The 25683-nt window shown below is 40.7% G+C and carries 24 protein-coding genes and 2 riboswitches; of the genes, 7 read left to right on the top strand and 17 right to left on the bottom strand.

Annotated elements, in window-relative coordinates; translation table 11 throughout:
- Nucleotides 1–65: 65 nt before the first annotated feature.
- Entirely contained in the window at nt 66–1148 is a 1083-nt protein-coding gene (locus tag MKX52_RS02425) for a D-alanine--D-alanine ligase (RefSeq protein WP_012008984.1), read from the bottom strand.
- A 183-nt stretch (nt 1149–1331) separates the two neighbouring features.
- Here MKX52_RS02425 and MKX52_RS02420 point away from each other — a divergent pair, with 183 nt between their 5' ends.
- Nucleotides 1332–1652: a thioredoxin family protein gene (locus MKX52_RS02420; RefSeq protein WP_119124428.1), complete on the top strand. Its 321-nt coding sequence runs from the start codon at nt 1332–1334 to the stop codon at nt 1650–1652.
- A gap of 345 nt (nt 1653–1997) precedes the next feature.
- Nucleotides 1998–2147 (top strand): Fur-regulated basic protein FbpB, encoded by a 150-nt coding sequence (fbpB, locus tag MKX52_RS02415; RefSeq protein ID WP_012008982.1) that lies wholly within the window; start codon nt 1998–2000, stop codon nt 2145–2147.
- Nucleotides 2148–2246: 99 nt separating this feature from the next.
- Here the strand turns inward: fbpB and MKX52_RS02410 are convergent, their stop codons facing one another.
- The 8 genes from MKX52_RS02410 to MKX52_RS02375 all read right to left on the bottom strand — a co-directional run bounded on the left by MKX52_RS02410 (nt 2247) and on the right by MKX52_RS02375 (nt 10925).
- Complete coding sequence (locus MKX52_RS02410; RefSeq protein ID WP_003214381.1) at nt 2247–2582, bottom strand: hypothetical protein; 336 nt, start codon at nt 2580–2582, stop codon at nt 2247–2249.
- 117 nt (nt 2583–2699) lie between these two features.
- Complete coding sequence (locus tag MKX52_RS02405; RefSeq protein WP_144459702.1) at nt 2700–3467, bottom strand: ABC transporter permease; 768 nt, start codon at nt 3465–3467, stop codon at nt 2700–2702.
- A complete protein-coding gene (locus MKX52_RS02400) occupies nt 3445–4371 on the bottom strand; it encodes an ABC transporter ATP-binding protein (RefSeq protein ID WP_012008980.1) in 927 nt (308 codons plus the stop codon). The genes MKX52_RS02405 and MKX52_RS02400 overlap by 23 nt, the downstream gene beginning before the upstream one ends.
- Nucleotides 4372–4498: 127 nt before the next feature.
- Complete coding sequence (locus tag MKX52_RS02395; protein ID WP_012008979.1) at nt 4499–5740, bottom strand: dicarboxylate/amino acid:cation symporter; 1242 nt, start codon at nt 5738–5740, stop codon at nt 4499–4501.
- A 77-nt stretch (nt 5741–5817) separates the two neighbouring features.
- Nucleotides 5818–5951: riboswitch (cyclic di-AMP (ydaO/yuaA leader) on the bottom strand.
- A gap of 64 nt (nt 5952–6015) precedes the next feature.
- On the bottom strand, nt 6016–7038 hold the full coding sequence (locus MKX52_RS02390) for an AI-2E family transporter (protein WP_012008978.1): 1023 nt from the start codon (nt 7036–7038) through the stop codon (nt 6016–6018).
- A 209-nt stretch (nt 7039–7247) separates the two neighbouring features.
- Nucleotides 7248–8516, bottom strand: coding sequence for a C4-dicarboxylate transporter DctP (gene dctP / locus MKX52_RS02385; protein ID WP_012008977.1), 1269 nt, complete (start codon nt 8514–8516; stop codon nt 7248–7250).
- Nucleotides 8517–8640: 124 nt separating this feature from the next.
- A complete protein-coding gene (locus MKX52_RS02380; RefSeq protein ID WP_088004457.1) occupies nt 8641–9324 on the bottom strand; it encodes a response regulator in 684 nt (227 codons plus the stop codon).
- The gene (locus MKX52_RS02375; RefSeq protein ID WP_162900868.1) at nt 9321–10925 is read right to left on the bottom strand and encodes a sensor histidine kinase; all 1605 of its coding nucleotides are present in this window, start codon (nt 10923–10925) and stop codon (nt 9321–9323) included. The genes MKX52_RS02380 and MKX52_RS02375 overlap by 4 nt, the downstream gene beginning before the upstream one ends.
- An 83-nt stretch (nt 10926–11008) precedes the next feature.
- Here MKX52_RS02375 and MKX52_RS02370 point away from each other — a divergent pair, with 83 nt between their 5' ends.
- Nucleotides 11009–12106 (top strand): DctP family TRAP transporter solute-binding subunit, encoded by a 1098-nt coding sequence (locus MKX52_RS02370; RefSeq protein ID WP_342491406.1) that lies wholly within the window; start codon nt 11009–11011, stop codon nt 12104–12106.
- A gap of 202 nt (nt 12107–12308) precedes the next feature.
- On the opposite strand, the gene MKX52_RS02365 is transcribed toward MKX52_RS02370, so the two are convergent.
- Nucleotides 12309–13139 carry an EcsC family protein gene (locus tag MKX52_RS02365; RefSeq protein ID WP_012008973.1) on the bottom strand — a complete coding sequence of 277 codons (831 nt, stop codon included), beginning with the start codon at nt 13137–13139 and terminating at the stop codon, nt 12309–12311.
- A 156-nt stretch (nt 13140–13295) separates the two neighbouring features.
- Here MKX52_RS02365 and MKX52_RS02360 point away from each other — a divergent pair, with 156 nt between their 5' ends.
- The 4 genes from MKX52_RS02360 (at nt 13296) to MKX52_RS02345 (ending at nt 16058) form a co-directional block, all read left to right on the top strand.
- Nucleotides 13296–13556, top strand: coding sequence for a GlsB/YeaQ/YmgE family stress response membrane protein (locus MKX52_RS02360; RefSeq protein WP_003214275.1), 261 nt, complete (start codon nt 13296–13298; stop codon nt 13554–13556).
- Nucleotides 13557–13778: 222 nt separating this feature from the next.
- Nucleotides 13779–15056, top strand: coding sequence for an Nramp family divalent metal transporter (locus MKX52_RS02355; protein ID WP_342491405.1), 1278 nt, complete (start codon nt 13779–13781; stop codon nt 15054–15056).
- 70 nt (nt 15057–15126) lie between these two features.
- A complete protein-coding gene (locus MKX52_RS02350; RefSeq protein ID WP_012008972.1) occupies nt 15127–15696 on the top strand; it encodes a GNAT family protein in 570 nt (189 codons plus the stop codon).
- Nucleotides 15697–15794: 98 nt separating this feature from the next.
- Nucleotides 15795–16058, top strand: coding sequence for a hypothetical protein (locus MKX52_RS02345; RefSeq protein WP_012008971.1), 264 nt, complete (start codon nt 15795–15797; stop codon nt 16056–16058).
- 40 nt (nt 16059–16098) lie between these two features.
- On the opposite strand, the gene MKX52_RS02340 is transcribed toward MKX52_RS02345, so the two are convergent.
- From MKX52_RS02340 to MKX52_RS02310, 7 genes are all read right to left on the bottom strand, one after another.
- Nucleotides 16099–16323, bottom strand: a complete 225-nt coding sequence (locus MKX52_RS02340; protein ID WP_342491404.1) for a hypothetical protein — start codon at nt 16321–16323, stop codon at nt 16099–16101.
- Between the two features lie 79 nt (nt 16324–16402).
- The gene (locus tag MKX52_RS02335) at nt 16403–16849 is read right to left on the bottom strand and encodes a hypothetical protein (RefSeq protein WP_342491867.1); all 447 of its coding nucleotides are present in this window, start codon (nt 16847–16849) and stop codon (nt 16403–16405) included.
- 633 nt (nt 16850–17482) lie between these two features.
- The gene (locus tag MKX52_RS02330; RefSeq protein ID WP_342491403.1) at nt 17483–17818 is read right to left on the bottom strand and encodes a tRNA-Val4; all 336 of its coding nucleotides are present in this window, start codon (nt 17816–17818) and stop codon (nt 17483–17485) included.
- Between the two features lie 20 nt (nt 17819–17838).
- Nucleotides 17839–19452 (bottom strand): T7SS effector LXG polymorphic toxin, encoded by a 1614-nt coding sequence (locus MKX52_RS02325; RefSeq protein ID WP_342491866.1) that lies wholly within the window; start codon nt 19450–19452, stop codon nt 17839–17841.
- Between the two features lie 195 nt (nt 19453–19647).
- Nucleotides 19648–21369: a pyruvate oxidase gene (locus tag MKX52_RS02320; protein ID WP_088004141.1), complete on the bottom strand. Its 1722-nt coding sequence runs from the start codon at nt 21367–21369 to the stop codon at nt 19648–19650.
- A 70-nt stretch (nt 21370–21439) separates the two neighbouring features.
- A complete protein-coding gene (locus MKX52_RS02315) occupies nt 21440–23266 on the bottom strand; it encodes an APC family permease (protein WP_217016097.1) in 1827 nt (608 codons plus the stop codon).
- Nucleotides 23267–23378: 112 nt separating this feature from the next.
- Nucleotides 23379–23524, bottom strand: a riboswitch (cyclic di-AMP (ydaO/yuaA leader).
- A gap of 69 nt (nt 23525–23593) precedes the next feature.
- Entirely contained in the window at nt 23594–25681 is a 2088-nt protein-coding gene (locus tag MKX52_RS02310) for a cellulose biosynthesis cyclic di-GMP-binding regulatory protein BcsB (RefSeq protein ID WP_342491402.1), read from the bottom strand.
- Between the last annotated feature and the right edge of the window lie 2 nt (nt 25682–25683).

Here is a 25683-nt window from a genome sequence, read left to right as displayed (position 1 = left end):
TTTCTCATTTCACGTTTGAAGGAAAAGAGACACTACCTAAGGATAGTGTCTGCTCGTTGCTCACATTAAAAAGTCGTTTTAATGGTTTGTTTTTCTTGATGGCGTTCAATTGCAAGTGACACTAGCTTTTCAATGAGCTCTGGGTACTCTACACCAGTGTGCTTCCAAAGCAGCGGGAACATACTAAATGGTGTGAATCCAGGCATTGTATTCACTTCATTGATCAACACTTCGCCTTTTTCTGTAAGGAAGAAGTCTGCACGTACAAGACCAGAACCATCTAGGGATTTAAATGCCTTAATCGCCATATCATGAATCGTCTTATACTCATCCTCTGACACACTTGCAGGAATGATCAAATCTGTATCGCCATCTTCATATTTTGCTTTGTAGTCATAAAAATCTGTTTTAGGTGCAATTTCACCAACGACAGAGCATTTTGGCTCGTCATTTCCTAATACACCAATCTCGATTTCTCTTCCTACGACGCCTTCTTCTACGACCACACGTCGATCATATTGGAAAGCCAAGTCGAATGCCGTTTGCAGCTCTTCTTTGCTGCGACATTTGCTTATTCCAACACTTGATCCCATGTTGGCAGGTTTCACAAAGCATGGATAGCCAAGTACTTGTTCCACCTGTTCTAAGCTGTCTGGTGTGGCTTTCTCATAGTCTTTTTTATTGAAGGAAAGGTGCTTTGCTTGTGCAAGTCCTGCTTGAGCAAAAACATCTTTCATCATGACTTTATCCATACCCGCGGCAGAAGCAAGAACGCCGTTGCCGACATACGGGATATTTAACAATTCAAGTAATCCTTGCATCGTTCCATCTTCACCATTTGGTCCGTGCAATAATGGAAAGACAACATCAATCTTCTCATCAGCAGATGTAGGCTGTGGAAACATGCTCTCGTTTAAAGAAGTCGGTAAAAACGTCTTTGCATTCTGTTCAAATTGAAGCATTCTGACGTTTGATACTGGTTCAGTGAGTTTTTCTCCTCTTAGCCATTCGCCCTCTTCTGTAATATAAATTGGATGTATATCGAACTTCTCAGTGTTAAGTGCTTTTGTAACTGCAAGGGCTGTTTGCAGTGATACATTATGTTCGGCTGACTTTCCGCCGTAAATCAATCCTAAACTTATTTTCAATGGATACTCCCCCCACTAAAATTCATCTTTACTATCTTATCACTTTCAAGCAAAAATGCTCTAATTAATTTTTCTTGTTACGGAATTGAAATGATTTGTAAAGTTGTAAGCGCCTCCCGAGCATTTGTATGTCATTCGCCTTTATTTTATATTAAAATGACATTGAAAAGGAGTTGTGACAAATTGAAAAAAATCACAAGTACTGAACAATTCAATGAAATCATTCAATCTGACAAAGAAGTCATCGTTAAATTCTTTGCAACATGGTGTCCTGACTGTACAAGAATGGACATGTTCATTCCAGACATCTTAGAGGCGTATGCTCACCATGAATGGTTTGAAATAAACAAAGATGATTTCCCTGAACTAGCAGAAATGTATCAGGTCATGGGTATTCCAAGCCTGTTAATTTTCAAAAATGGCGAAAAAACAGGTCATTTACACAGTGCAAACGCAAAATCACCTGAAGAAGTGACAGAGTTTCTTCAAGAGCACGTTTCTTAAATCGTAAAACGAAGGACATCAGCAAACACTTGCTGGTGTCTTTTTTTCTCTATTCCTTACATCAAATCTCTTCATAAGACGATTTATTCAGTCAAAACGTTTCAATGAGCGAAAGAATGTTTATCTAGATGTTTCTCTTACGACAAGAAATGACAGCAATTATTTCCTGGGAAAGAATGTGCGTCGACTAGTCTTCAAATTTGTCGATTACGTGAATTTTCTGAATATAATCTTTACTTCCAGCTTCGCACTTTATATAATAGAGATGCTAATTGAAAATGATTATCAATTTCATCTATGTGGAATGCTATAGACGTCTATTCTTATAAAGGAGCGATGAGTCACATGTCTAAGAAGAAAATCAAAACGTATCAGCAATTGATTGAAGAGAACAAGAAAGCCATCATGCGCGATCCTAAAATGATGGAAAGTATATACGAAACCATCGACAAAAAGCATCAGAAGCAGCTTGCAGCTACTGGACGTGAATCATAAACATAAGGGGGAGCAGTCAAAGCTGGCTGCTCCTCTCTTTTGTCTTTTCCAACAAAAAAAGCCGATAAAATCTATGCTTTGATTTTATCGGCTTTTGTTTTAATGAGATTTCGCTACACGGTCCTGCTTCATTCCTAAATAAATGAGCATATATGTGAGATAACCCATGGTCATTGTTAAACCACCAAAGAAGAACTGAGAAAAGACAGGCTCCTCAAATGTTGTGACAGCAGCAAGAATGATCCAGCTCGCATATAAATAAACCATGAACCATTTCATGTTTCTTTTAAGTGTATACAGAAAGAAAAGACCCGCTAACGAAAAGATTCCCAGCGCTAGTCTGAAATAAATAAGATGATCAAACTGGAAGGCAAAAGACACAAACGAAAACGACAGCAGCAACAAAATAGGTAAAGCCGTAATGAAATTTTTCACGATAGTGCCACCTCCAAGACTCCCTCTTATTATAAGACAAAATCAGCCGGTTATCGTGAAATGCAGACTCGTTTTCACAAAGATGTCACGAATTTTTCTTGTTATTTGACACAATTTTTACACATTTACATCGCGCTTCCAAAAAAGAACCCAAGCCGTTCCAACAAAGAATACAAAATGCGCCCCTACCATAAATAGAGAAAACAAAGGACTCATGCCATGGAAGGGCGGCGGTCCTTGAAAGCTGTACTGAGTAAAGTCCGTATTAGCAAAAAGTAGGATTTTCCCCCACTGATTTTCTAAAAGAGACATAATAGGCACAAGTGATTTAGCCGCATATAAAACAAAAAATGAGGTCACAAGCGCAACGAGGCTGTTTCTAAACAAGCTGGAACACATAAAAGCGAAGCTTGCCATCATCAACACTTCCACCCACTGAGATCCGATCACAGCAAACGTATGCTGAAATAAGCGTCCCGAACTTTCATCAAAAGCAGTACCAAAGAAAATAAGGCCAAATAGGAAAGCAATTACATAATAAAAAACAAACAAATAGATGACCGTCAGCACAAGTGTGATGTATTTTGACAGGAAAATTTGCAGCCTAGTTTTGGGCCGTATCAATAAAAACTTGATCGTTCTTTTTTGAAATTCTGTTGAGATCAAGGTCGCGCCAATGACAACTGCAAGCACCTGTAAAATAAATACGACGTTTGTGGAATAAGCAAAATAATTGGCAACAGTGTCTTGTCCACCAAAACTAGAAATGACTCGTTTCAATGCTAGAGCCATCGCCAATTGAAACACAACGATCAGTCCAAGTGCGATGAACGTAATCTTTTTCTTCATCATTTTTTTATGCTCATTCTTGATGAGTTGAAGCATCTGCCGTCCCGCCTTCCGTCCATTTCATAAATGCCTCTTCAATTGATGGCTTTTGAGGTGTCATTTCAAGTACATCAAACCCAGCCAGTACAAGCTGTTTGTTTAGCTCAGGCACTTGCTCTTTGTTCAATTGAAGTAAAACATGCGATCCATTTCGTTCATATGTATAGTCATGTGTCTCGAGCCACGTCACTGCCTTTTCCACTGGCTGAATATTCATGAGCATCTGTTCTTTCCCCTCTATGTCCCGAAGCATGGTACTAGCTTTGATCTCTCCTTTTTGAATGATGATCATGCGGTCACATAGCTCTTCTACCTCATGCAATAAATGTGTAGCAAATAAGACGGACGTTCCTTCTTCTCGCACTAGTGTTTGCAAGTGCTCCCTGAACTCCTTCATACCGGCAGGATCAAGTCCATTTGTCGGTTCATCTAAAATGAGCAGATTTGGCTGATGTAATATGGCTTGCGCAATCCCAAGCCTTTGTTTCATCCCCAGTGAATAGGTCTTCACCTTCTGATGAATGGCGTGCTCCAGACGAACTCTTTTGACCACTTCATGCATTCGTTCCTCCGTCACTCCATTGTGCATCGCCGCATACAGTTCAAGGTTTTCAAAGCCTGTTAAATAAGAATAAAATTCGGGATTTTCTATGATTGCACCAACAGATGACATCGCATGTCGAAAATCTTCATCCTGTGAATACCCATTGATCATGATTCGCCCGTTGTTTTTCTTCATCAAGCCAACGATCAAACGAATCAAGGTTGTTTTTCCAGAGCCATTTGGCCCTAGTAAGCCGACGATTTCTCCCTTCCCTATTTCTATGGATATATCTTGTAAGATTATTTTCCGGCCAATTCGTTTATCGACTTTCTCTACCTTTAAAACAGCAGACTCCAACGTGGTTCCTCCTTCTGATGTAAAACCTTTGGCGGCAAAGAAGGCCGCTCATTCTGTTAAAAGTATATCACGCAAGACAAGGAACTCCATGAAAAAAAGGGCTGATTGAGTCAGCCCTTCTTTTACATTACATGGATAGATTCGGTGATGCTGCGTCTTTCTCATGTTTTTTCTCAGTTTCGGTCACAATCACCGCGCATGCGGCGTCACCTGTAATATTGACAACGGTTCTTGCCATATCTAATAAGCGGTCAATACCAAGGATGAGCGCAATGCCTTCAACCGGAAGCCCAACCGAATTCAATACCATTGCGAGCATGATCAAGCCTACGCCTGGTACACCGGCTGTCCCAATACTGGCTAATACGGCTGTTAATACAACTGTGAGCATTTGCATCAGCGTTAATTCCACACCAAACACTTGTGCAATAAAGATGGTTGCCACCCCTTGCATAATGGCTGTTCCATCCATATTGATCGTAGCGCCTAAAGGCTGCACGAAACTGGATATCGGCTCAGGGACTTTCAATTTCTTTTGAGCGGTTTCCATAGATACAGGGAGAACCGCACTACTGCTAGACGTACTAAAGGCTACGACCATCGCAGGCGAAAAGTCTTTAAAGAATGTAAATGGATTTCGTTTTGCAAATAAAGCCAAAGTTGAGCCATATGTGAGAAAGAAATGCACCAATAGAGCTACTAATACGACTGTAAAATACAGCCCCATGGCTTTAATAGCTTCAAGACCTTGGCTCCCGATAGCCGTCACAATTAAGCCAAATGTCCCGTACGGAGCAAATTTCATGACCACTCCTACAAGGTACATCATGAGTTCATTGCCTTGTTCTAATATGTTGAGTAATCCTTCTGTTTTTTTGCCTAGCACTGCAATTCCTAGTCCTAAGAATACACAGAAGACAATGATTTGCAGCATATTTCCTTCAACTAAAGATTGAACTGGATTTGATGGAATGATGTTTAATAAAGTGTCTGTCGTAGATGGTGCTTCTTGAGGTTCGTATTCTGCCCCTTTAGTATCGAATGAACCAATGGAACCTGGTTTGATTAATAATGCTAATGACATCGCAATGATAATAGCGAAGGTTGTGGTCAGTAGAAAGTATAAGATGCTTTTTGCTCCAATTCGGCCTAGTTTTTTTGGATCTCCGAGGCCTGCTACACCAAGTGTAATGGAAAAGAAGACGATTGGCACAACCAGCATTTTAATTAGATTTAAGAAGATTTGACCTAGAGGTGTGAATAGATAAGGGTCTAACGTTTTGAATACATTTGGAGCGAAAATGTTAAGCAGAAGTCCCGTGATTGCACCCACAATAAGGGCAATAATAATTTTTGTCGCCAGCTTCAATAAAATCTCCCCTTCCTCGTCAAAAAGACCCACGAGAGAGTTTTCTCGTGGGTCTGCGTGTCTTTACATATACCACCGTTTACTCTCTTCACGCCGATGAGGTTAGCTGACGGGTTAGGACGAAGAGATGTCCTTTTTTCTCAACAGAGAAAAATTCACCCCAAAAACATGGGTCCCCCATTCCTTTAGAAGGATTAAGCGTGTGGTTATTATGATATTTTCATACTATTTATACCTTATTTTTAGAAAATTGTAAACAGGTTCAAGTGAACTTTTTAACTACTTTCCTCCTTGTTGGTGACCTCCAAAATATCTAGAATAAACACAAAGATTGGTATACCAATAATGAGTCCCCAAATCCCGATGTAGTGTTCAGAGAAGATCAGCACAATAAATGTGAAGAAAATAGGGAGTTCTGTTTTTGCTGACATGAGCTTCGGGTTTAAGAAATAGGCTTCAATGGCATGGATGATGACGATCACAAGCACGATATACAGGACATACATACCGCCCCCAAGCGTATACGCAATGATGCTGAGGGGAATAAGTGAGATAACCACTCCTGCGACTGGGATTAAGCCTAGCAAAAAGACCATGACCGCTAATCCAAATAATTGAGGGAATCCCATAATACCTAGCGCAATGGTTGTTAAAACACAGTTAACAGTTGCAATAATAAACTGTGCTTCGAGTACCTTTCCAAACGTTCTGGAAAATTTACGTCCAAAGAAGGCGATTTCGTGATAGAACACAGAGATTTTACTCGTTTTGAACTTGTTCATGAATTGAATGAGGCGTTCTTTTTCGAACAGGAAGAACATGCTTAATATTAAGGACATAATGACTTGGATACTGAACGTACTGAAATCTGTTAAGTATGTATAGAGGAAATTAAACCCTTTCTCAAAGTAAGCTGATATTTTAAAATCTCCGAATACGTTGGTGATGACATCAAAGAAGGGTAAATTTTGTGGATGGTCTGCAATTTTCTTTCCTAAATGAAATAGTTGCTCCACCTGTTTGGCGATGATTGGCACAAACACGAATCCGCCAAACGTCAATCCACCAGCCAAAAGAATATACAAAATGGTAATAACCGATTTCTGCCCTATTTTCAGGAAGCGACTTAAAAAGCCTCTAATGACCTCTTCTAACCGATTCATCAAAAAGGTGAATATGAAGGTCAAGAGAATTAAATTCATCATTCCTCTTAATAGATATAAGGCTGTGGCTAATACTACAAATACAGAAAACCGCTTAACACCGGGTTTTTCGAACAATTTTAAAAATGCTGCCATTACGTTACACACCTGCCAGGACTAAAGTCTATTTTTCATTGGATCTGATATACATTATATCGGATCTTTCTGTAAATTATATAACAAAAGGTCATTGAGGTCTTACGATTCGACCTAAATTTATCAAGCTTTAATGTTTTTTCTTTTCAACACAAGAAAAAACCGAACCCCATGTAGACATAAGGTTTCGGTTTTGGGTTGTTTTTATACTATACAGCTTGCTTCATATTGCGCATTTCTTGAAGGGCTGTTTTGCTCTTCGCTTCGTCAAATTCACCTTCACTTTTCGCCACAACAATTGTCGCGATTCCATTTCCAATGAGGTTTGTGATGGCTCTTCCTTCGCTCATGAATCGGTCTACGCCAAGCAGAAGTGCAAGCCCCTCTAGCGGAATGACCTGTAGTGCAGCAAGGGTAGAAGCGAGCACGATAAATCCGCTTCCTGTCACCCCAGCCGCGCCCTTTGAAGTTAGCATCAGAACAAGGATAATGGTGATTTGCTGACCGATAGATAGGTCTACACCAAACACTTGCGCTAAAAAGACCACAGCCATCGATAAATAGATCGAGGTTCCGTCTAAGTTAAAGGAATACCCTGTTGGGATGACAAGGCCCACAACAGACTTAGAGCACCCGTAGCGTTCCATTTTATCCATCATTCTTGGCAGCACGGATTCTGATGAGCTTGTGCCAAGAACAATTAAAATTTCATCCTTGATAAATCGCAGGTAACCAAGCAGACTGAAACCATACATTTTACAAATGATGTTCAGCACAACGAAGATGAACAGGAACATCGTCAAATAAACGGAGAGCATCAGACTTGCGAGCGGTTTAATCGACGCCAAACCAAAGTGTCCGATCGTATACGCCATTGCCCCAAATGCACCGAGCGGCGCTGCACGCATGATATATCCAATGATTTTAAAGAAAACAAGCGACAGCTTATCAAGCCATTCGATGATGCCTTTCCCCTTATCGCCAAGTGCAGCGAGTGCAACACCGAATAAAATTGAGAAGAATAAGACCTGTAAAATATCACCCTTTGCAAAGGCATCTACCATATTAGATGGTACGATGTGTGTAACAAATTCCATCCAGTCGATACCCTGTCCCCCATTTTGGGTATACTGCGAAACGTCCCCTTTTTCAAGCTTACTATAGTCCAGACCTGCACCTGGCTTCATGATATTTACAACAAAAAGTCCGATGACCAAGGCAAGCGTCGTGACGACTTCAAAATAAATAAATGCTTTTCCCCCTACTTTTCCAACCTTTTTCATATCCCCCATTTTGGCAATACCAAGAACAATGGTTAAGAAAATAATTGGTGCAATGACCATTTTAACGGCATTGATAAAGGTGTCACCAAGCGGCTTCATTTCTTTTCCGACGTTTGGCCAAACCATCCCAACAATGATCCCGATAATGACAGCTGCAACCACCTGAAATGTCAGGTTCTTCAAAAGCCTCTTCATAAAAAATCAACTCCCTCACCCTTTGATGTAAACGCTTAACTGTTATCTGTAGCTAAATGATAGCGATTTCAACAAAGGCTGTGAAGCTTATGTACATATCGTACATTTTGGTCTTTTTGGTCTCTTAGTCAGAATGTACGATATATTTATTCACAGGCCGCCCAACTCCGCCGTATTGCATATCTAATTTCAGCTCGCCTTCTTTCACTAAGAAATCTAGATACCGGCGTGCCGTGACACGTGCAATGCCAAGTGCATTGGCCACTTCCTCCGCAGACTGCGGTCCTTCCTGCAAGCCCATATAGGCTTTAATTTCATTCATCGTATGCACATTCAGCCCCTTAGGAAGCCAAGTATCTTCCTGCTTAACAGCCGGCTTTCGTATGATATCATCCAGCATCTCCTGAGAAAATTCTGCTGCTGTGCGAATTTTAGATTTAAACGCTTTATAGGTTTCAAGTGATTCTTTCATACGTTCGAACTTAAATGGCTTGATGATATAATCTCGTGCACCATTTTGAAGCATGGTGCCAATCGTCTCTTTGTCTTTTGCCGCAGAAATAACGATCACGTCCACCTGTATCTTTTGCTTTCTAATGTCTTGAAGCGTCTTCACGCCATCTTTTTTTGGCATATATACGTCGAGGACAACAAGGTCTGGACGAATTTCTTTGATGAGCTGGATTCCCTGCTCCCCATTACCTGCGATTGCCACCACTTGAAAGCCAGGAACACTCTTAATGAACTCCTTATTCACTTCTTGCACCATCGGATCATCTTCAATTAATAGCACCTTAATCTGAGTCATCTGTCTCTCTCCTCTATAATCATTGGGAATTCGATTGAGAAGGTGGTACCAATGCCGATGCTTGATGTGACTTCTACATTTCCCATCCCTTTGTCGATAATCGTTTTTACAATATACAGGCCATAGCCTGTTCCGCCTTCTTTGCCGTGTGTGAAACCTTTATCGAAAATATAAGGAATCATTTCCTCTTCAATCCCGGAGCCATTGTCTTCAATTAAAATCGCGAGGACATCCTCGGTTTGATCAATACTAATAGAAATGCATTTTGTGTCTCTTTCTACAGTATCATACGAGGCAAAGGCATTCTCAATCAGGTTGCCAAGCAGCTTCGTCATATCATGTTGATCTAGACGCTCAGGGAAATCACGTAGACAGCTATGTTCGTCTACTTCGACCTTTATACCTAGCTCCTTGCCCCTTCTGATTTTGCTCATCAATAAACCCGCAACGGCATCATGCTGAATGACGCGGTGTAGAAAGTCCAGCACATGTTCTTGCTCTTCCGTCGTTTGAAAGGCTAGATCAAGTGCCTGATCGGGTTTACCTAGCTGAATCAGCCCAGCAATCGTATGAAGCTTGTTCATATGCTCATGATTTTGTACCCGCAGACCGTCTACAAAGTTCTTAACCCCGGTTAGCTCCTCTGCCAATTTTGCCGCTTCTGTCCTGTCCTGAAAAATGGCGACCGCTCCAATAATTTTCTTTTTCATGACAATCGGAATTCGGCTACTCATAATCCGCTTTCCGCTCATATGAATTTCTTCATTATAGACGGGCTCCGCGCGATCAATGATCTCTGGAAGTCTTGTGTCAGACAGCACATCCCAAATATTCTTGCCTACGACATCCCCTGTCACGCTAAATATTTGCTTCGCCTTTTCATTAAAAATGGTGATCATGTGCTGATTATCAATGGCGATAACCCCTTCATTAATAGAGTGAAAGGTTGCGGTGCGCTCCTCTAGCATTCTGACAATCTCATGCGGCTCCAGCTTAAACATTTGCTGTTTAATATGACGAGCAAGTAAAAATGAACCGACAAGCCCAAAGCTGAGCGTGAGCAAGAGAATCATGAGGATATCCCGCTTCATTTCTCCTAATATATCGATCATACTTGGCAGTGTTCTCCCAACAAGGACGACCCCTGTTTGATTAAATTGATCATCCTTCACTGGATAAAAGGCTCTGATGGCGGTCCCAAGCTCTCCCTCTGCTTCTGAGAAATAAATGTGCTCAGCAAAAGCAGGCTCTTCATCTGTCCCCTCCGAGCGCTGACCAATCCTTGCTTTCACTGGATGCGTTAGTCTCACATGATCCATATCCATGACGACAATATAGTCAGCATCTTGAATAATCCGAATCTCCTCGATGGCATGCTGTAATCGGTCACGTTCCTTTGTTTGATCAGCTAACGCCTGCTTTACCTCATTCATCTCAGCCACTGTTCTCGCTGTGTTCATGAGCCTTTTTCGAAGCTCCCGTTCCTCTGTTTGCTGGATTCCCCCAACAAGGACAATTCCTCCGATTAAAAGGGCGAAAATGACAACGAAATATGTGAGGATGGTGAGCTTCCATCTAATAGATAATTGTTGTAATTTCAATCGATTTCTCATCATTTTTTCCACCTGTATCTTTACGAATTCTTCCTCGGTCAAGTATGCTTGACATAAGGGGGATCGGACGCATGAAGAATTTACTCGCCTATACACTATTGCTCTTGATTGGTTTTGTAACCGCTTTATACTTTGGTTTTTATCATATGATGCCAAAAGCCGCGACGACCTTTGACGATGAACAGACAGGGCTGAAGGATCAGCTTGTGTTCAAATTTAGCCATGTCGTGGCAGATAATACACCAAAAGGACTTGCCGCAAAGAAATTTGCTGAGCTTGTGCACGAAAAATCCGATGGCAAGATCACCATTCAAATTTTCTCCAACGGAAGTCTTTATTCTGATATAGAAGAAATTAATGCACTCAAAGAGAATCAAGTTCAATTTATCGCACCATCTACCTCGAAGCTCGGCATGCTATCCCCTGAGTGGCTGGCACTTGACCTTCCCTTTGCTTTTTCTAATTACGATGCGGTTCAAGAAGGCTTGCATGGTGCAATTGGACAAAGATTGTTCGGCACCCTGCAAAAAGATGGGCTAAAGGGAATGGCGTATTGGACAAATGGCTTTAAGCAAATCACCTCTAATAAAGGGCCAATCAAACAGCCTAGTGATTTAAAAAACCAATCTCTCCGCATTATGCAAAGCGACATGATTGAAAAGCAATTCAAACTTCTTGGCGCAAAGCCCTATCAGGAATCGTTTAATTCGACGTTTCAGCTATTAGAAACAAAAAAGGTAGATGGTGAAGAAAATACCATTTCAAATATTTATTCAAAAAAATTCTATCATATACAAGACTATATGACGAACAGTAATCACGGATATTTGGGCTATGTGGTCTTAACAGATCAATCCTTCTTTGATCGCCAGACACCTGAAACGAAACAAATTTTACTTGAAGCGATGGAAGAAACAACCGCTTGGAATGAAAAACATGCAGAACAGATGAACAAAGATCAACTGGAGGAGATTAAACGGGAATCACCGATTGCCATTCATGAATTGACACCAGCTGAAAGACAAAAATGGGTGAAAGCCCTCGATCCTTTGTATGAAGAAGCCGAAAAAACCATTGGTTCTCCCCTAATCAAACAGATTCGTGAGCTGCGTGCGCGTTATGAACATTCTCCGATCCATGCTTTTCAAGAAGAGGATAAGACCAAATAAAAAATCCCTTTGAGTAAGGGATTTCAAATTGTTGACAAAGGGCTAAAATAAAGATCATTTTAGTCCTTTGTCTTCTTTTCAGCGTGACATGAAAACCTTGCAGCCCTAGGAAGGGCGAGTACTGGCGCGAAGCGAATTTGACATTCGTGAGCACCAGCACGCAGGACCGACAACGAATGCAAGGGTTTGTCTACACGCCGCGTTATGCACCAGATTCACTCTGTTCTTGCTGGGTGATCTCTTCTAATCTTGAGACAATTCTTCGTTTTCGGTATTGCATCATGCCTGTTTCGGCAATACTTTTTAGTTGTGAGCGGTTGGAGACTGCGCCAAATAAAATCCCTGCTACGGGAACAAGCTGAAATAGTTTCTTCCAGCCAAATGAATCTCGGTAATTATAGACTACCTCACGCCACCCTTGGATTTGTGAGAACATGTTTTCATGTTTCCCTTCTGAATCATGAAAGCTTCTGAGCTCTTTTAATATCGATTTCTTCCCAACCACATCAGCAGAAGTCAGTTGTAAGCATTTTATGATGAAGACCCGCTCTTCTTTGTTTTTAGGATCATAGCCATAGGTGACGGCAATATCCTGTAATGTTTTAAGGGAGAGGCCAAGTACCGCAGGAATATCTGCAGCCAGTGTAAACATACCACCGACACCCGTTGTCGCCCCTTGTACCGTGGCGAGATTCGTCCTATTTTTCCCCATATGTTCACTAATGGCATCCATGATTTCAATTGGCGCTTTTTCTATATCTTCTATACGCTGAATGGAATCATCGGCACATTTCTTTTGAAATTGATGGATGATGCCTTTTTCTGATGTCAAATAGGCACCGCCTGATTGAATGTAATGACCCATTTCATCTAGCAGCACACCGATTTTTTTCTGGATAAAGGCGGGTGTCAGCTTGTCCAGCATTTGAAATGGCAAACGGCTGAGTTTCTCCCAAAACCATACCTTTTGCTGGTCTTTCTCCCACTTTTCAATTTCTTTTAATTGTGCTTTTAGCCACTCTCTTTCCTCCATTGTAATTGCCTCCTTAGATGCCGCTCAAGTATTTGTCTGTTATTATACACAATCCTTTCCCATCATACGTATAGAACATTGAAGCGGTTTCGAAAGGTTTGAAACTTTTTCAAAACGGTTATTGCTTAATACAAACAAAAAAGAGGAGTGATCAACATGTTAGGATTTCTAATTTCATTAGTTGTGGCGATTGTCATCGGCCTTATCGGCAGTGCACTCGCTGGAGGTAGTGTACCAGGAGGATGGATCGGTTCAATGATTGCAGGACTTGCAGGTGCTTGGATTGGTCACGGATTGCTTGGAACGTGGGGTCCTAGTTTGGCAGGCTTTGCGATCATTCCAGCCATCTTAGGCGCAGCGATCTTCGTCATCATCTTAAGCCTGATCTTCCGTAGTGTGGGATCAAGGGTTTCATAAAAAAACAAATAACAGAGGAAGCAGTAGGGACACCGTCTAAAAGGCGGTGTTTTTTATGTGTTGGATTGACAAGGTATCTATTTTTTTCACTTACATAAGATAAACAAACCTATTAGTTCAGATAGTTGACTTTTCATGAAGATGGGCATATGATGATTAAAAATTGCATCAAGGAAACATTTTGTGCCCAAGCAAAACTTTGTAGAATCTAGGTGATGACATATGACAAACAAATACATCGAGGCACAGGCACACATGTCAGAGGCAGCTGAGCGTGCACTTGAGGGGAAAGTCAAAGGATTTAGAAGACTCCTTCCTTTTCTCGGCCCTGCTTTTATCGCAGCCATTGCTTATATTGATCCAGGAAATTTCGCCACCAACATTGCGGCTGGCTCCAAATATGGATACCTCCTTTTATGGGTCATTCTCATATCAAATCTCATGGCTTTGCTCATTCAGTCCTTATCCGCAAAGCTCGGAATCGCAACAGGTAAAAACTTACCTGAAATCGCTCGTGAAGAGTTTCCAAAACCCGTTTCGATCGGTTTATGGATTCAAGGAGAGCTCGTCATTATTGCCACGGATTTAGCTGAGTTTATCGGGGCGGCACTTGGTTTATACTTGCTCTTTCGAATTCCGCTGCTCGAAGCATCTATTATCGCAGCTATCGGCTCATTTGCGATATTGGAGCTGCAAAGACGAGGATATCGAGCATTAGAAGCAGGTATTACAGGCATGCTGTTCGTTGTCGTGATCGCTTTCGCTGTGCAAACCTTTGTCGCTAAACCCGATATCGCAAGTGTCGCTGGCGGACTGTTCATTCCAAAATTTGATGGCACAGACAGTGTGCTGCTTGCCGCTGGGATTTTAGGTGCGACCGTGATGCCTCACGCAATTTACTTACATTCAGCTTTAACCCAAAGAAGAGTCGTCGGCAGAACGGAAAAGGAGAAAAAGCAGATTTTCCGCTTTGAGTTTTTAGATATCCTCATTGCAATGATCGTCGCCGGAGCCATCAATGCCAGCATGTTGATTGTGGCTGCCGCTTTATTTTATAAAAATGGTCTTTTTGTTGAAGATTTAGATGTTGCGTTTCAGCATTTTGGTACACTCGCAGGGCCTGTATCAGCCATCTTATTTGGTGTAGGTCTGCTTGTAGCCGGACTATCCAGCTCTTCTGTCGGTACATTGTCAGGCGATATCATTATGCAGGGGTTTATTCAATACCGAATTCCGCTTTATGTTCGCCGGTTGATTACGATCATTCCTCCTATTGCGATTATTGCATCTGGAGTGAATCCGACCTCCGCACTTGTGATGAGTCAGGTCGTCTTATCGTTTGGGATTGCTTTTGCTTTAATTCCGCTCATTTTATTTACAAGTAAAAAACGAATTATGGGTGAATTAACGAATGCCCGCTGGGTGACAGGAATATCTTGGGTGATAGCAGCTCTTGTTGTAGCACTTAATCTTTTCTTAATTGTAGATACGTTTATGTAAAAGACAGTGTTGAGCTGTCTTTTTCTTTCCAATTGGTTATGGTAGAATTCCCCTGAGAGGATGTGGGTACATGTTTGTTTATCAGGATCAAGAGATATCCATGCGGTTGCTTGAGCCAAGAGACGCAAGAAGTCTGTATTTGCTCATCCAGCGGTCGAGAGAGCATTTACGTGAATGGATGCTTTGGGTGGATTCAACGCAGACAGAGGAAGACAGTATGATGTTTATCCAAGGTGCGATGCAGCAAGCGATGCAGAACAACGGGTTTCAAGCGGGCATCTGGTCACATGGAGAACTTGTCGGCATCATTGGCACCCATCAAATTCATTGGATCAATAAAACCGTTTCAATCGGCTATTGGCTCGGAGAAGGCTATCAAGGAAAAGGGATCATGACAAAAGCATGCCAAGCGGTCATTCGCTATTTATTTGAAGAGTGCGGACTGCACCGTATTGAGATTAGGGCTGCTGTCGATAACCAGAAAAGCAGACGTATCCCAGAGCGGTTATCCTTTTCTCTTGAGGGAGTGTTAAGACAATGTGAATGGCTGGGTAATCGCTTTACTGATCATTGTGTGTACGCCCTTTTACAGCCTGAATATATGAAACAAAAAACGGATGCGATGAATCAGCACACTTAATTGTGTCGATTGCATGAATTATTTTACAAAGTGAAGCTTTGTAGTATCCGTTGTGATCCGCATCTGATAAAATAGAAGGAAAAATCGAGGTATGATGTATGTCTCTTATTATTTTATTTTACTTATGGATTGTCCCTTTAGTATTTGGTATTTTCTTCTCATTCCTAACAAAGAAAGCCACCTACAAACGCCGCTTTGTCCCCTCCTATAGCATGATAGGGCTCAGCATCGTTTTTCTCATTCTGGCACTCGTCTTTTCAGCCAGCCATTTTCTATTTATTTGTGGTATGTTCCTATTTGCCACCACCCTTGTTGGCACAGGCATCCCCTTATTCTTAGCCTTTGGAAAAACACCATCCTAAACAAAAACCACCTTTTCACGATGGAAAGGTGGTTTCTTTTTTATTGAGGCGGCATTCGATATGTCATTGTGGCATTTGGATGTTCTTCAATCGTCTTCATCATGTCTTGAAGGATCTCGGCTGCGCGTTCATTTGAGTCATACTTGCCGAGTAACTTTGCCCAAGCAGTACTCCCCAAGATCATCCCTTCAATTTTTTTGCCGCTTACTGAGACTTCTTGTACATGAATGATAGTTTGTTGGTCTTGTGTGAGGATTAGTAGCATGGTTTTTCTCCTTTTTCAATTTTGTAATGAGTTCTATTCATTTTAAGCTTTTTTAAATGATAATTCATTTAACCATTGATCAGTCATTGAATTTTTCAGCATATATTAAATCTGATTCATTAGGTTCTTCCTTAAACTCTTTCACATTACCCTCTTTATCATATTTTATGTAAGTCATTTCTCGGCCAGCAATACATTCACATTCATACTTTTTATTTCCATTCTCAAAAAACTCCACCTGATATCCCTCTGTAGTGTTCTTACTCATATATCCTATTTTTTTCACACTGCCATTTGGATAAAATTCCACGTACTTTCCTTGTTTAATACCTTTCTCTACATAGAAGTAACTTTCAAGATGTCCGTTTTCGTACATATCATAAGCTAGTCCCGTAAATAGTTTTTCTTTCCCTCCTTGAGTATATTCTACAATCGCTAGTTCATAGGGTCCCCCATACTCTAGAAATTTTTCAAACTCAACACCACTTTCTACAACTAACTTCTTTGTCAATATATCATTCAATATTTAAAAACCCTTTCCGTTTCTAAGTTTGAAAAACAAAAAACAGTTGTAAATAATTATATAATCCGTTTTCATTTGGTGAATTGGCTTCTAGCTCTTTCTTGATAATTAAAAATCCTTCACCATATTCATCAGTATCAAACAATTTTCTAAACTCCGATCAAGACAAAAAACCTTTAAAAACATTTAGCCATCAAGGTTTTTATTTCATAATACTCTAGTTCAATGCATCTTCTAATGTTTTCTTTTCATGTTCTAACATACCACTTATGAAAATACCACATACTACTTTTCTTTATCCAAAGCAAATCCTACTGTATCATTTTCTGAGAATGAAATGAATCTCTCCCAATATACACGTCTAATTTACCTTTTTCGTCTATAAGGTATTATCATTCGACTGTTGCCAATTCAAAAGATTTTGGATTTTAGTACCTTCATAAAGTGGTTGAGTAACTTTTATATCTTTCCACACTGTACCATTATCTACATTCTTAACAGTCCCACCTTTAACCCCCATCTACCCGTGAAACCCTTTCGCCCCAAATGGCAAAAGCATTCCCAGTGCCGCATTCATACTCGCTTCCTGCTGTTCTTTCGAGATCTTATTCCAAAAACATGTCTCGACAGTAATGTTTATTCTTTGAATATTTCTGGAATTTTCTCTCTCCAAATTAACAACAGTTCTATGAACTCCTTCGTTTCAATTTTATTTTCAAAGGGTTCTTCAATCCTATAATGATGTTCAACTACTGTCTCATCTTTTTTGATATTTACACTGGTAGCATTCAATGTAATTTCAAAGTTTTCGTATACTCCATCTATCACATTTTGAATATATCCTATATACTCATCCACTTCTTCTTCTGTTGAAATATCTTGTATAAAATCTGAGAAAATACTTATTTCTTCTGGTAGTATAATTGCTAAATCACCAAATTTGTCTTCCTTAAATTCATATGTATATCTCATATAAGCTAATCACCTTCATATTATTTTTTATATAATGGATACGCTGTAGCTATTGATCCATCTTTTTTCAGATACATCTCTATTTTAATTCCTGATGATGTTACACCTTTAAATTTATTAGGACCTATCTGTTGTTTATTTTGGTAAGCTTCATCAATAGCTTTTAACACATCAACGCGGTTCCATTCCTTAGGAAAGAAACTTGATTTAGCTATTTTTTCAACTCCATCAATTTCAACTTTAGCTCTATAAATACCGTGTTTATCTGGTAGACTTTCACTTCCTGGAATAACCTTTCCACCCTGCATACTTTCATGGTGATAACCAACTGCTTTTCCTCTTTTGTTAATTTCACCATGATAAATGTGTTTCATTGTATGGGTATTATATTTTTCAGCATCCTTAATCCCCATCTTTCCATTGAACCCTTTCGCCCCAAACGGCAAAAGCATTCCTAGCGCCGCGTTCATACTCGCTTCTTGTTGTTCTTTCGAGATCTTATTCCCAAACATGTCTCTACCTGTAATTGCTTCGCTGAAGCCGTTGGTGGCGGTGAGACCATATAAACCTTTTTGCGATGTTTTTAAGGCGTCAAAAGATTTTTGCGATGTCTTGTAAATGTCGACTGCTTTGACTGCGGCTGAGGTGGCTTGGGTCGTTTTATAGACGGCTTTTCCGCCTTTGAAAATGCGTCCTGCCCAGCCGACGATTGGGATATAGCCTGCTGCTGCCATGCCGCCTGCGGCGACGCGCTGTCCTGCGGTAAGTTCTTCGCCTGTGATCGGGTCAACGCCTGTTGCGGCGCGTTTTGCATCGTTTACGCCTGTCAGTTCATTGACGATATTCCCACCATAATCGAGTGCTTTTTCATACCAAGGACGATTTGCGAGTGCTTCTTGTTCCTTCGCGATCTCGCGGGCTTCTTCTTGTTCTTTTTTGATTTTCAGATATTCAGAAGTTTGCTTCTCAATATCGCTTTTTGCCTTGTAGATTTCGCTATTTTGATACGCTTTCTTGTCAAAATTCATTGGAGAAATCGCTTTTCCATCATTTGTGGCATTCATCATTTCTGCGTACAATGCCATTGTAGCTTGCTGCTCCGTTTCTGACAAAGCATATTCATCTTTTAAATTTTGATCAAGCTCTCTTAGATCTTTTACTGTCTTTTTTCGCTCGTCTTCCGCATCTGCAATTTTTTCATCAAAGGTTTGACTATCAAATACTTCTAGAGAAATGAGGTCGTCGATGTCTTGAAAAATGGTTTTAAGCGCCTTTTTTTGATCCTTTACAATGCTTTTGGCATTTTTGATGCCCATATGTACAGCGTTGTCTAAAAAGTGTTCTTCTACAAAGGTATCGCCGCCAAAGTTTGTATCATCTAGTGTTCCAGAGATACCTTCATGAAAGGCTTTTTGCTTATCGATGAAGCTGATAAACATGTCTACATTTCCGGCGAGCTCTTTATAGAAATTTTTAATATTATCGGCACCTTTCCCAGTGAAGTCATCACCGAGGTTGGCAACACCTTGTAATGCTTTTTTTAAATCGACCATTTGTTCTCGTAGTTCCTTGTAGTTTTTTGCCCTTGCGTCCATGGCATTTGTTAGTGCTTTTGCATCAAGTATCTTCCCCAGAAGAATGCACTCCTTCCATTATTGATCATAAAGTCTATTTTACCTTTCTCATGGAATTGGAAAAATAGGCTTTAAGTTACAAAAATAATTTCCAAATATTTAAATAGAGATGGCGGCAAGTGACAATTGAAATGATTTTTCCTAATCATCATAAAAAAAGTCAGCCTTCTTTTCAGAAGACCGACTACCTTGTGTTTAGAAAAAGCGTTTGAGGCTTTTCTTGAGTGGAGGGATATCCAGCTCACCTTTTTCAAAGAATTTTTTCAATAAATATTTACTAAAGCCTGCTGCTTGGGTGTAAGTGATTTTCCCAGGTAACGGAGGTTCATTGTCTACAGCGACATCAATAATGACTGGTTTATCGGATTGAAGGGCTGTATCAAAGGCTGGAGCTAATTCTTCATGTGATGACACGGAGATTCCTTTGCCGCCACATGCTTCTGCAAATTTAGCAAAATTAATATCCTCCAGCTCTATACCATAATTCATGTTTCCTTTTACCTGTTGCTCATATTCAATCATTCCTAAATTGTTGTTGTTTAAAATCACGACAACGATTGGGAGCTTATATTTTACAGCTGTCACAAAGTCTTGCATGACCATTGTGAAGCCACCATCACCACAAACGGCAATGGCTTGTCGGTTCGGTTCATTCAATTTAGCTGAAATCGCACCAGGTAAACCGCAACCCATTGTGGCAAGCCAGCTGGAGATAATGAAATCCTGCTGTTTCATTTCAAAATGACGCGCCATCCATACTGTCACATTACCAACATCAACTGAAAGAATGGCGTCGTCCTCGACTGCTTCTTCTAGTCTAGCAATGACTTGCTGTGGTTTAATCGGTGAAGTAGCAACAGATTTTTCTTTATCCATTTCTTCTCGCCACTTCATCATATGCTCTGTACAAGCTTCGAGAAAGCCACGCTGCTCTTTATATTCAATGTACGAAGTCAGTTCATGCAAACCACTCTTGCTGTCGCTCACAATTCCCACATCTACCGGATACCTTTTACCGATTTGATCTGGTTTAATATCCAGTTGAATGGCTTGCGTGTCCTCTGGTAAGTAGTCTCTATATGGAAAGGAGGTGCCAAGCATAATTAAGAGATCACATTCTTCCATCGCTTCATATGCCGGCTTCGTTCCAATTTGACCTAAGTTACCTAAAAAGTATGGATGCCTATCTGGTACAACCCCTTTTGCAGGGAGTGTGATGACGATAGGAGCAGCTGCCTTTTCTGCAAATGAAAGAAGCTCTTCTTTTGCATGTCTTAATCCTTTACCTGCTAAGATGACTGGCTTCTTCGCATTGTTAATCAGCTGAGCCGCCTTTAGCAGTTGATCTTTCTTCGGTCGTACTTCTCCCTCCACATAAAGAGGAGATGTATAGACGGGTTTGCGCTTTATTTTTTGAGAAAATAAGTCATCTGATACGGTAAGAACTGCTACACCTTTATGGGTATAAGCTGCTTTGATGGCTTGATTCAATAAGTCAGGCAGCGCCTCTGCCGTCTGTACCTGCTGATTAAAGACAGCGACATCGTCAAACATCCGCTCCAATTTGATTTCTTGGAATGCGTCTCTGCCTACTTCGGCCGAAGCAACTTGCCCTGCAATTGCTAAAACTGGTGCACCATCTGCTTTGGCATCATACAGTCCATTTAATAAGTGGACAGCACCTGGCCCAGCGATAGATAAACAGACACCGAGTTTACCTGTTAGTTTGGCATCAGCTGCCGCTGATAGTGCTGCCACTTCTTCATGTCTCGTTTGGATAAATTGTATTTGGCTTGATTCATGCCTAAGTTCTTCAATCAATTCGTTTATGCTGTCACCGGGCATTCCATAAATATGTTTCACGCCCCACTCTTCCAGTAGCGCTGTTACTTCTTTTCCTGCGGTTCTTTGCGGCATGTGAGAAAACTCCTTTTTTCTTACTCCATACCACCGCATTCTTTTGATCAAACGTTTCAACTTGCTTCTGCTACTTTTTAAAATGATAAGGCAGGGTCGCCACCACAATATCCCGCTTCCATAACAGGCGGAATCTTAATAAAAAGGCAGATTGATTATGCAAAATGGTGTGCCATCTTTTTTTCGGGATAAATTGAGGCACAAGCACCATCACTTTATATTGATGCGCATTTGCTTTTGCCTCAACGGTTTCAAGAAATTTATCAAGCGGGTGTATGAGGCTTCGATAGGACGAATGAAGTATCACAAGTCGTACGCCGCTATTAAGCTTTTCCCAATCCTCTTCAATTTTCTTATCCTTCTCTTTATCAAAGGATACATGCACTGCTATGACTTGCTCTGACAAAGACTTTGCATATTGAAGAGATTGTTCGACAACACGCGTCACACCCGCTATAGGTACGATGACCACATTTCCTTTCATCTCAACAGGCTCTGTTTCATTCAATAAACGCAATTGTTCTCCCACAGACAGGTAATGCTTTTTAATGGAATGGAAGATAAATAGTACGATCGGCAGAAAAACAAATACTGGCCATACGAGATGAAACTTAGTCAAAATGAGAATCATGAAAACTGTAAAGGAAATCAGTGCTCCGACGATATTGATTGGCATTTTCGTTTTCCAGCCTTGCGGTTTTTCACGAATCCACTTCACACACATGCCGGTCTGCGACAGGGTAAATGGAATGAACACACCAACAGCATATAGCGGGATAAGATGTTCTGTTTTTCCATCAAACAGCCAGATGAGCAGCATGGAAGCTACGCCTAAAAAGATAATGCCATTAGAGTAACCAAGCCGGTCTCCTCTTACAGTAAACATACGCGGCATATACTTATCCTTTGCTAAATTGACAGCCAATAACGGAAAGGCTGAAAAGCCGGTATTTGCCGCTAATATAAGGATTAGCGCTGTGACTGCCTGAATGACGTAATAGAAAAACGTACGCCCAAAAGTGTCTGATGCAATTTGTGATACAACCGTTTCTTCTGGCTTTGGCGAGATGCCGAAACCAAACGCAAGCAATGTGACACCCACAAATAAAACAGCTAGTAATCCACCCATCATCAATAATGTTCTTGCTGCATTTTGGGCAGCCGGTTTTTTAAAAGATGGAATGGTATTTGAAATGGCTTCTACTCCAGTCAGAGCAGAACAGCCAGATGAAAAAGCTTTTAATAAAAGAAATAATGTAATGCCTTGTACGTGCGTGCCTACCGCAGTATGCTCAGGTGCTGGCGGTACGCCTCCTGTTAATAATTTAAAGCCGCCTACTCCAATTAAGATAAGGAGTGAAAATACAAACAAGTAGACAGGATAAGCCAGAATAGATGCCGATTCTGTCAATCCACGAAGGTTGAGCACCATAATCACGATGACCAATACTATTGAGATCAAGACATGATATGGATATAGTGCTGGAAAAGCTGATGTGACGGCATCAGTACCAGCTGATATGCTCACCGCTACAGTCAAAATATAGTCTACAAGCAATGATCCACCAGCGATCAAACCTGGTTTTTCACCTAGGTTCCTGCTAGAGACGACATATGCCCCGCCGCCTTCTGGATAAGCATAAATGATCTGGCGGTAAGATAGAATTAACGCCATTAAAAGAATTAATACACAACCTGCAATCGGGAGTGAGTACCAAAATGCTGCTGCACTAACGACAGAAAGAACAATTAAGATTTGTTCTGTACCATATGCAACTGATGACAATGCGTCTGATGACAATAATGCCAACGCTTTGATTTTTGATAGTTTTTGTTCTCCTGCTGCCTGTGATTTTAATGGTTTACCAATTAAAATACGCTTCATCAAACTGTACATGTGATGCCCGCTCCTTTAGTGTCAAACGATTTAAGTTACAAAAGATGGATCGCCAAAAAGACACAGAGGCAATAGAATGCCCCTGTGTCTATTGTTTAGATCACAGGTTGGTCTTTGCTCTCTTTAACGCTTACGAGGTTAGCTGACGGATTCGGGCGCATGAGACTTTGCCCTACCTAAAAAGGATTCACCCCACGTGGTGCTTTACCACCACAATTGGTTCCCCCGCTCATCGAAATGATTCAGCGATTGGTCTTTTATAAAAGAGATCATACTCCCGTTTGACACCAAAGTAAAGAGATTTTTTCGAGGTCTTTTGACCGTTTATTAATCAGTCTTTTTACGGTTTTTCCGTAAGAAATAAACAATCATCACAGCGACAAAAATGATCAGTACAGCGATACAGGCAAAGTAAATCCAAGACTCACCGACACCTTGTTTTTCACCTTTATTAAGATCATTTTTTGCATTGCTGACTGTTTGATGATTAGAGAACATATCTTTGTTCTTGCTTTCTATCGCAACTGTAGCGGTCTCCGTATTTGTTTGAAGGAATTGAATCACTTCATTTGATATATTAGCGTCACCTGCCGTCATTCCTGAAAAAACGGTCATGGTTAGTTCTTTATTCCATACGGATGGCTGCGTCCATACAATACGAGCCGTTGTTTCGTTGATCATGCCAAATGAGGATACATCATATTGATCCTTTTCCGCTGGAACAATGAGATCGTCTGCTTTTTCTTTTAAAAGAGAAAATGTCTGGATGCCCCCGATGAAAATGAGAGAGTTCTTTTTCAATTGTTCATCTGTCACATTTGATGCTTCGACCAAATGATAGTGAGTAGCTTCCGGTTGACTAAATGATTCTGTCAGCATAGCCATTTGGTTGATTGATGCTTGAGTGATTTGATCTGGCATAATGATCAATGTGTTTCCTTGCTGCGTTTCCGAAGTGTAAGGAAGCGGCCATGCGGCTAAGTCCGGTGTATCACTAGTTGTTCCTTCTGGTATTTGAAGAGAGCTGTTCTTATCAATGTAAATCCAGCCTTCTTCATCCGTATGTCTGCAAGATTCCATGTTTTTAAAACCTGTTGTGACAAACTGTAAGTCCACATATTCGTTCTTTTGGAGTACTTGTGAATCTACTGGAATCGACACATGATAGAAGCCATTCTCATCTTTGTTTCCTAGTTTTGTTAACGGCACGTCGTGTGGTTCGTTATTGATCATCACTGTTAGACGTTCCGCTTTATTCGCTGGATCTGATTTTTTAAATGATAGAGTTAGTTTTGCACCTGATTTTTGTTGAGCCATTAATGCTTTCGGATAATAGTAGTGATCAGATGCTGTCTTTTTGGTTCCAACTTTGACATCATCTCCGCCAAAATCTATTAAACGAATATGATGCGATGGCTTAGACACATTAGCTGTCACTTTTTGCAGCAGCAAGTCGGTACCAGTGAGCTGACCTGTCAGTTCTGGTTGAGTCAAAACATTGATTTTTTCTGCAATTGTCTTTGGCTGCTTAGCAGTGATAAATAAAACGGGCTGTTCTTTTTTCTTTGCTGTCAAGGTTCTTACCGCTAACGTAAGTTGATCGCCTTCTGTTTTAATTCCAGCCGCTTGCTCGATTGATTTCATTCGCCCATTCCAGCTTCCCTTTGCTCCCACAGCAATGGTTGGATGCGCAATTTGCTCGATATCCTTTTCTTGAACGAGTTTGAGGTCTGCTTGGCGGTCTTTGTTTTTCAACGTGCGATATACTTTCATCGCCGCTTCTAATTCAGCCGCATTCGGTTTATTTGGAATCACAATATCTGTTTGTTCATTCTGTTCACCTGATGAAATAAATGGTGAAGGGAAGCTATCTAACGTCACGTCTTTCGTTTGAACTCCTTTGAACGCCAGCTCACTTTCAGGATATACTTTCAGCCAATTGGCAGGCGTCTCTTGGTTGATACACACACCTTCTTTTAACACACCATAAAATGCGAGCTGAATTTGATGAGATCCTTTTTTCAATTGCGCTTTGTTCAATTTGATTTCAATCGATTTTTTTGCATTTTTCCCTGATACAGGGATCGTCTTTTCAATCTCTCCATCAATCATCACTGTGAAAGACGATGGCGATATGAGTAATGATGAAGCCTCTATATTTAATGTAAGAGTGCTAGACTCTACTTTTTCTTTCTCCATTTGATAGGAAAATTCAGTGCGGTCTTCTTGACCATACAAGGTCACCACATCTTCTGATAGATGCTGCGTTTCGGTTTGATTTCCTTTTGATGAGTGAACCCAATCGTCTTTCACTTGTACTCGATTGGATTGCGCCATTGCTTGACTTGCCATGAAAAAAGGCTGAATGGCAAGAGATAGCGCTAATATTAAAAACATCCATTTGACCGATTTCAATT

This window comes from Bacillus sp. FSL R5-0422, from assembly GCF_038610765.1.
Taxonomy (GTDB): Bacteria; Bacillota; Bacilli; order Bacillales; family Bacillaceae; genus Bacillus; species Bacillus pumilus_O.
The sequence above is the reverse complement of the archived record's forward strand: the minus strand, read 5'-3'. Positions and strand labels throughout refer to the sequence as shown.